Source organism: Paenibacillus sp. GCM10027628 (assembly GCF_042676385.1).
Classification (GTDB): domain Bacteria; phylum Bacillota; class Bacilli; order Paenibacillales; family NBRC-103111; genus Paenibacillus_E.
In genome coordinates, this window is sequence record NZ_JBHTHA010000011.1 from 308,940 (window position 1) to 316,691 (window position 7,752).

Here is a 7,752-nt window from a genome sequence, read left to right on the forward strand (position 1 = left end):
AAATGCTGAATACTTTTATACGAGTCGAAAATATTCTAGTCCATTTGGGAGTTTGGGAGGTCCGTATGGCGTTCATCAAACAACGGTGGAAAGCCAAGAAACAACCCGATACAAGGACGGTTTCCTTAGAAAATATGAATGAATTGTTGGCAGCTGACACTTCATCGATGATCCAGCAGATCAAGCAAATTTTTGTGACAGATGATTTGGAAATCGCTCATTTCGAACAAAACGGTGCAGCCACTCTGTTTCTTAACACACTGATTGAAACGGAAAGGCTTCAACAGGACATTGTCCCGCGCATCCGGCCGTGGTTGGATACTTCTCCGTTAAGCTGGGAACTATTTTTCCCCCAAGCGACGCTTGTAAGTACATTGGCAGAGCTGATCGACAGCATCTTGCTAGGTTGTGTCATCCTCATCCGCGACGATTTGCCGGGGAAAGCCATTGCTGCACCCAAACGAATAGAGAAAGGCCGCTCGATTGAACCTCCGCAGCTCGAAAAGGTGCTTTTGGGACCGCAGGAATCCTTTGTTGAAGACTTTGATACGAACGCGTCATTACTCCGTAAGAGGGTCAAGGACCCGAACCTGGTGTTCCATTTTTTCAAAATCGGTCAGCGCTCCCGCACCAAAGTCGCCGTCGTATTCATTAAGGATATTGCTAAGCCCGAATGGGTCGAAGAAATCGAAACGAATTTAAATAAAATCAATATTGATCGTGTTTCCACGCATAAAGAGCTGATGGAGCTTATTGTCGGTGAGAATCATACCGTTTTTCCTGTCTATGAGCTTACGGAACTTCCAGTAAGATCCGCCATCAACTTGACCTTAGGCCGTATCGGTCTATTGATGGAAGGCTCGCCGTTCGTAGCCTTTTTACCGACAACACTGCTAAGCAGCTTTCTCGGTTCGGAATTCGTCTACCAAGGGACCCTAATTCCCACTTTTGTCCGTTTCATCCGAATGCTCGCTTTTGTAGTGGCACTTTATGCGCCTGCCGTTTACTTGGCGCTCGTTTCCGTAAATTCATCCGTTATGCCGACGGAATTTGCCATATCCATTGCCAAGGATCAAGAGGGAATTCCGTACTTAAGCTTTTTCGAAACGTTCGTCATGATGCTCGTGATGGATATTCTTAATGAGGCCATGGCATTCGTACCCGGGAATGTAGGCTCTGCGCTGAACGTAGTGGGAAGCTTGATCATAGGCGACGCGGCGGCCAAAGCGGGCCTTGTCAGCAAGTTCATGATTATTATTGCTGCCCTTTCTTCCATCGGCGCCTTCATCGCCTCTTATCAAGTGTCTTACGCAGTCCGGTTATGGAAATACCCGATGCTGATCGCAGCCGGATTTTTTGGCTTTTACGGCATCTCCATCATGACATTGGTCATCCTTGGACACTTATGCGCCAAGAAATCGCTCGGCGTTTCTTATTTATCGCCGATCTCGCCATTCAACTATAAAGAAGTGCGCAGCTTTATAGTTGAGCCTGATATGAGCGCTCAGAATGTACGAGGAGATACCTTTCAGCCACAGAACAAAATCAGACAGAGGGGGGATCCGGACCAATGATGAAATATCAACGAATCACACATTTACAGTTTTTTTTCATTCAAGCCATGGCGTCTATCGGGATGGTCACCCTCCGTTTCCCTGCCCACGTCATCCAAGCTATGGACCGGCATGCCTGGATGATCGTCGTCTTCGCCTTCATTATCGCGATGATCAATCTTTTTATCGCTATGAGCCTAACCAAACGGCACCCGAATGAAAACTTAATTGAAATATCCAGAAGATATTTGGGAAAGTGGGTGGGAGCGGTTTACGCGCTTTTTGTTATCGGAGAGTCGTTCTTATTAAGCATTCTCATGTTCTGGGAAAACTGGGCTTACGTCTCTTATACGCAGTTAAAAAATACACCGGTAGGCCTTATTGCCGTGCTATTTTTGCTAGTCATCCTGTATTTACTTTTGACTGGTCTGGAGGCATGGTCGAGATTGGTTCAAATTCTCGGCTTCTTTCTGCTGATTTCCATCCCTCTCTTAAATCTTCCTCAACTGAGCAACGCTAACTTCGGTAGACTGCTGCCGTTAACGAATGTGGATTGGGGACAATTGCACAACAATTTAAGTTTGCATGGACTCCTGATGTTCAAGGGGATCTTAGTCATTTTCTTTCTGAAACCCCATGTTCAGGATAACGGGAAACTATTTCCTCTTTCCATTTTTGCGCTGCTGCTTGCATTTTTTCAGGTGCTGCCCTCTTTTTTGTTGCCTGTAGCCGTTTTTGGTGCGAAGACTGCTGCAAAATTTTCATTTCCTTACTCGGAGTCTATGGAAACCGCTCCCTTATATTTATTACCTATTGAAAAAATCAGCTTTATCGCGCCCTTCTTCTATCTCATGTTGCTTACCGTGATGATGTTGGTTTCCTTATATTGTTGTGAAGCCAGCATTCGCACACTATTAAAAACGAAAAAAGAACGGCCGATTTTCATCATCATTACAATCCTGGCTATGTCAATATTAATTTGGCCGGTATCCCTACCGTTCACCATGAAAATTTATCCCTACTGGAGTTATATGTATTTGTTTGTTTTCATTCTGGTTCCCATCTATATGTGGGTCGCCGGGCTGCTTCGAAAAAAGGCAGGTGCAGCTCATTGAAACGTCAACGATGGGTCACTGCAGGCTTATGCTTTATGCTCCTATTATGCTCAGGATGCATGGATATTGTTGAGCTTCGTGAACAGACCTTTATCGTAGGTCTTGGGATCGATCAGGCAGAGGATAATCTTATCGAAGTCAGCTTGACGGAGATCAATCTTCAAAATGACGGGAAGGAACAAGCTTCATCGGACAATCCAGGAAAATCCCGCCCCTATCATGTCAGAACGGCTAAAGCGAAAACCATCTCCGAATGTTTCCGAATTCTACGCACAGAGCACTTCAAGCAAATGACGCTAAGCAAAGTTTCATTCATCGTCTTCGGAGAAGCACTGGCTAAGAAGGGGCTGGATCCGTTTAAAGATTTTGTGATGCGTTCCAATGAAATTGATCTATCCGTTCAGATGTTCGTCACCGAAAAACGGGTCAAAGAACTCTTTGAAGCGGATAACGGAGTGTTGTTGGAATTTACAACCAGAGGTTTCCAGTATTTACCTACTTATATTCCTTCCTATTTGTGGAAAATGCTCTCTCAAGCTAGTTCGCCTCTGGAAGCCACTTATTTGAACCGCGTCCGGATTGATAAGGGTAGGATTAATTTTGTAGGGGAAGCATTCATGCTGATGAATCAAATTAAAGTAATTTTGAACTTCAAAGAATCCAGAGGCGTCAATATATTGTTGGATAATAAATGGAAAGATATCGTTCTATTCATTGACGATGAAGAGACAACCTCCATTCAGGTTAAGAAGGTGAGCCGTAAAGAACGCTATACACCCAGTCAAGTAAGCATGACCTACAAAGTCTCAGGTACAATTCTCGAAAGCCATATCCAGCATCCGATACAGAATGTCAATCAGCTTGAGAAGTCCGGAGCCTTGCACATAGAAAAGAAAATGACCGATTTGATGAAAAAAGCTACGAAAGAAGGCGTCGATTTGCTTGGCATCGGGGAAACCTTTCGACAACGCGGATGGGACACTTCGGATTGGCAGAACCAAATTCAGCATCTCCCCATTGATGTTCACGTCGAGCTTAACATTGTTGACGGAGGAGCGATGATCGATTGAAACATTTTGATGGTATCATTCGTATTAAAAGATAGGCAGGAAAATCTATGCAAAAAACAGTCTGAAAATGGAGGAATTCACCCAATCCAATATATAATCAACGCTTTGTTTTAATATTGTAAAACTATTTTAATGTTAGATTAATAATCTTCATATATGCTTATTTATATATCCAAATCTTAGGATGGTGAAAATCTATGAAAATGTTTATTACGATTCAAAACAAAACCGTGCCTGTTTACTCCGATGAGAAAAATAAAAAGAAATTCAACTTATTGAAATCAGCCCTTGAAGCGAAGGTCGCCAAAGGTAGAAATGCCATTAAAAAATGTTTGGATTCCATCATCAGCATTGAAATTGTTGGTTGTGAAGCCATTCTACATTCACTGAACGAGCGTGATTCGCTCGCTTTGTCCCTCTATTAATCTATCAACGGAAAATAAAAAAGAACGCGTTCCCATCGGCGGGATGCGTTCTTTTTTTGTACTTACAGATATCTCTGCTGGATAACATTCAGATGATGCTGGGCATGTCCGGCAATGATGTAAGCAAGCGAACGGGCGGTAATTTCATGATTGCTCGTCGATCCTTTTCGCAGCCACGCGGCCTCCGAGATTGTCGTTAACAACGTGAACGTCGCCTGTCGAACTGCAATAAAATCTGCTAACAGTGATGCAAGGGTAAGTTCGCTGAAGGAACCGTTCGCCATAAACAAATCCTGATCGAACCCCGGCAAATTCGTCGTATCTCCCCGCGCAATGCGAAGCATCCGATAGCTCATAACCCGCTCCGTGTCCGTCATATGGCCTAATACTTCTTTGAGGCTCCACTTTCCAGCCGCATAACGATGCTCACCTTGTTCTTCCGACAGTTGTGTGAATAAGCTCGTAATGACATGGAGCTGATTGTGAAGAAACTGGTCGTAATCCCCTTCCGGCACTGTATCGATATACGTTGAGAAATAAGAAATGTATTCGTGACTTTCAGGTTTTTGCAGCATCCTATCGAATCTCCCTTCCAATTTCAAATTAGTACTATCATACCTTATCATGGAAACTTAAGGAAGGCGTACAAAATGCAATCGTGCAAATTGACGGAAAGGATTTCCACTAGATATGATAGAATAGTGTAGGAGATTCACCACATTCTAACATTTCATCTACGAAAAGGGGATCGAGCGATGAGGCCTCACATCTGGAAATCTCCAGCAAAGACCTTCATTTATGTACTCATTTACGTATTTATTATCCAACTATCGTTTCCGGCCTTGTTTACCACGGATGTCTTCTATCACAACCGGATGGATTACGCGCGTGCCAAAGATAACCATCACGATTTCCAAATCACTCTTGAAGCCGTAAAGCGCGATATTGACAGCAAGCATCTGCAGCAATACCTGATCATATTGGGCGATTCCGTCATGTACGGCAGTCCTGGTAATTCCAATCAGAATGTGAATGCCTACATGCAACAATCGTTCAGACTCCCGATTTACAATCTTTCTTTTCCCGGTTCTCAAATCGGAGATTTATATGCGATGTTGTTGAAAATGGACGCTTTAGGCATTTCGAGCGATCATCTCATGTTCAATATCCGCTACTCCAGTTTCGTGAAAAGAAACTATTGGCAGCCGGTTTTGGCATGGTTTCAGGACGATTTGCGCGAATTGGATCCGGGCACTTATCAACACATGCTTTCCTTGCCTGATGTTGAAGACAACAGCCAACCAGCTACCTTCTACAACCAGTCGCAAAAAAAATTGAACAACGACGTCCTGCCCTATTTTGTTCCCTACGCGTACAAAGACTACTGGGACAAGTGGGTTGTGCAATTTGCTCTGAAACTGCTTCACCAACCGCTCCCGGATGACACGCTGAAAGGCGGAGACCCCAGACCCTGGATGGAAAAGGGTGACCTTTCCGAGCGAGTCAATGACCCTAACGTGATCGCTGCCTTTGATCCTAGGCCTTTTAATATGACGGATGCGAATCCGGATATTTATTTTCTGTATAAAATTATGGAGCATCAAAAAGATAAACCGACGCTCGCTGTATTAACCGGCACGAATCACACACTTGCACGAACCTTTGTGGAAAATGCGAAATTCATAATTAACATGCAAGCGCTCGATCAATTTATGCAAAAAAGTCAAAACCCTTCTTTCAAATATGTAAATATGGAAAAACAGATCCCGGACACATTGTTTACGGATCACTTGCATTTAACACCCGCAGGTTATCGGCAATTGGCTGATAAACTATTGAAGGCATATGATTTTTAAGCAAAAGCTTACGAAGTAAGTTTTGCTAAGCAAAACGCTAGGGAGGAAGTCATCTTGCTTTTTCATACACCTGAGTTCATGATCCTGCTCTTGATCACGGTTTCGCTCTATTATCTATTTCCTGCGAAACGGCTATATATATTAACGGCTGCCAATATTTTGTTCTATAGTGTAAGCGGTCTTGGCATGCTTGTGTTGTTTGCCATCATGACCCTCTTCACTTACTATAGCTCTCGTTTCTTGAATGGCACTTACCGGAGACCGGTGCTGTGGTCGATATTGCTCGTAAATTTGAGTAATTTATGCTTTTTCAAATATTCGGTCTTTTTTATTCGTAATGTGGAAAAAGTGCTGTCGCTCAAGCTCCTGACCGAAGATTCCTTTTGGCTTTCCATTGTGCTGCCGGTTGGCATTTCCTTCTACACCTTTGAGTTCATCTCCTATGCCGTAGACATCTACAAGCAGAAAATTAAGCCAGCCCGCTCCCTGCTTGAGTTCTGGATGTTTATTTCATTTTTTGCTCATTTGATTGCAGGACCCATTATGCGGGGGAATGAATTTTTGCCACAAGTAGAGAAGCTGTCAACTTTGCGGTGGAATCATGCAAACTTCAGGCTCGGCTGCTTTTATTTAGGCTTAGGATTAATGAAAAAAATGATGCTCGCTGACCCTATCGCTGATCGGGTAAACGTACTTTTCGCAGATCCTTATGCGTTGACGGGTTCAGCCGCTTGGATAACAACCTACTTGTTTGCATTTCAAATCTATTTTGATTTTTCAGCTTATAGTGATATGGCCATCGGGATCGGTTATTTGTTCGGCCTTCAGCTGCCGCATAATTTTATGACGCCTTATTTAAGCGCTAATGCGACTGAATTTTGGCGGAGGTGGCACATTACGCTGTCCAACTGGATTCGCGACTACATCTATATCCCGCTCGGCGGCTCGCGGAAGGGTGCGTTCCGGAAATACTTATTTCTATTCATTGCAATGACCGCCTCAGGCTTTTGGCATGGCGCGCTATGGACGTTTATCCTATGGGGAATGTACCATGGCATTCTGCTCATCGCTCATAATCTATATCGGATGGGCAAGCAGAAGCTAGGTCTAGAAAAATGGGATCAATCTTTCGTCTACCGCTGGCTAACGATTGCTGTCTTTTTCCATTTGACCTGCATCGGCTGGGTCATGTTCCGTATTCACGACCGCCACGCGGTATCCATGCTGCTGGGACGCATGTTCTCACAAGAGGCGCTGCAGGTGCCTTCTTATATGCTCATCTACTTCTATGTGGCTATCTTGCTGTTTGGACTGCATGTGCTGGAACACTGGCTGCTTAAGCACCGGTCGCGCATCGCCGAAGTCTGGTATCGATCCTTGCCTTCGCCTGTACGCGCTGCCTGTTATACGCTGCTGATTGTGGTGTTGATTATTATGCTGCGCAATGGCGACAGCAGTTTTATTTATTTCCAGTTTTAAGCGTATAGGATGGATGGGGAAGACTAAACATGATTTTGCAGATATCTCTTAGGCCATGCCTTGCTTTTTCCCATGTTCTCCAGAGTTGAGTCCCTCAGTGCACTAATAACGAACAATGTGACGCTAATAACTGAGAGAATTAATTTGAAATGTGGTTAGAGAACAAAAGTCCATAAACTACGAACGTTGTTCGTTCAGCCTGTTGAGAAACCTCAGCAGGCTTTTCTTCATTCCAATTCTTTATCCATTCACCG

At 43.9% G+C, this 7,752-nt stretch carries 7 protein-coding genes; 6 read left to right on the forward strand and 1 reads right to left on the reverse strand.

The window, feature by feature from the left end; genetic code table 11:
* Positions 1-65: 65 nt before the first annotated feature.
* From ACFQZT_RS13205 to ACFQZT_RS13220, 4 genes are all read left to right on the forward strand, one after another.
* The gene (locus tag ACFQZT_RS13205) at positions 66-1,574 is read left to right on the forward strand and encodes a spore germination protein (protein WP_379300429.1); all 1,509 of its coding nucleotides are present in this window, start codon (positions 66-68) and stop codon (positions 1,572-1,574) included.
* Positions 1,571-2,668 (forward strand): GerAB/ArcD/ProY family transporter, encoded by a 1,098-nt coding sequence (locus ACFQZT_RS13210; protein WP_379300431.1) that lies wholly within the window; start codon positions 1,571-1,573, stop codon positions 2,666-2,668. The genes ACFQZT_RS13205 and ACFQZT_RS13210 overlap by 4 nt, the downstream gene beginning before the upstream one ends.
* A gap of 59 nt (positions 2,669-2,727) precedes the next feature.
* Positions 2,728-3,738 carry a Ger(x)C family spore germination protein gene (locus tag ACFQZT_RS13215; RefSeq protein ID WP_379300433.1) on the forward strand — a complete coding sequence of 337 codons (1,011 nt, stop codon included), beginning with the start codon at positions 2,728-2,730 and terminating at the stop codon, positions 3,736-3,738.
* 197 nt (positions 3,739-3,935) lie between these two features.
* A complete protein-coding gene (locus tag ACFQZT_RS13220) occupies positions 3,936-4,163 on the forward strand; it encodes a 3-dehydroquinate dehydratase (protein WP_379300435.1) in 228 nt (75 codons plus the stop codon).
* 62 nt (positions 4,164-4,225) lie between these two features.
* On the opposite strand, the gene ACFQZT_RS13225 is transcribed toward ACFQZT_RS13220, so the two are convergent.
* The gene (locus tag ACFQZT_RS13225) at positions 4,226-4,738 is read right to left on the reverse strand and encodes a DinB family protein (RefSeq protein WP_379300437.1); all 513 of its coding nucleotides are present in this window, start codon (positions 4,736-4,738) and stop codon (positions 4,226-4,228) included.
* A gap of 180 nt (positions 4,739-4,918) precedes the next feature.
* On the opposite strand from ACFQZT_RS13225, the gene ACFQZT_RS13230 reads away from it, so the two are divergent.
* Both ACFQZT_RS13230 and ACFQZT_RS13235 read left to right on the forward strand, forming a co-directional pair.
* The gene (locus ACFQZT_RS13230; protein ID WP_379300439.1) at positions 4,919-6,019 is read left to right on the forward strand and encodes an SGNH/GDSL hydrolase family protein; all 1,101 of its coding nucleotides are present in this window, start codon (positions 4,919-4,921) and stop codon (positions 6,017-6,019) included.
* Positions 6,020-6,073: 54 nt separating this feature from the next.
* On the forward strand, positions 6,074-7,498 hold the full coding sequence (locus ACFQZT_RS13235) for an MBOAT family O-acyltransferase (protein ID WP_379300441.1): 1,425 nt from the start codon (positions 6,074-6,076) through the stop codon (positions 7,496-7,498).
* Positions 7,499-7,752: the final 254 nt, after the last annotated feature.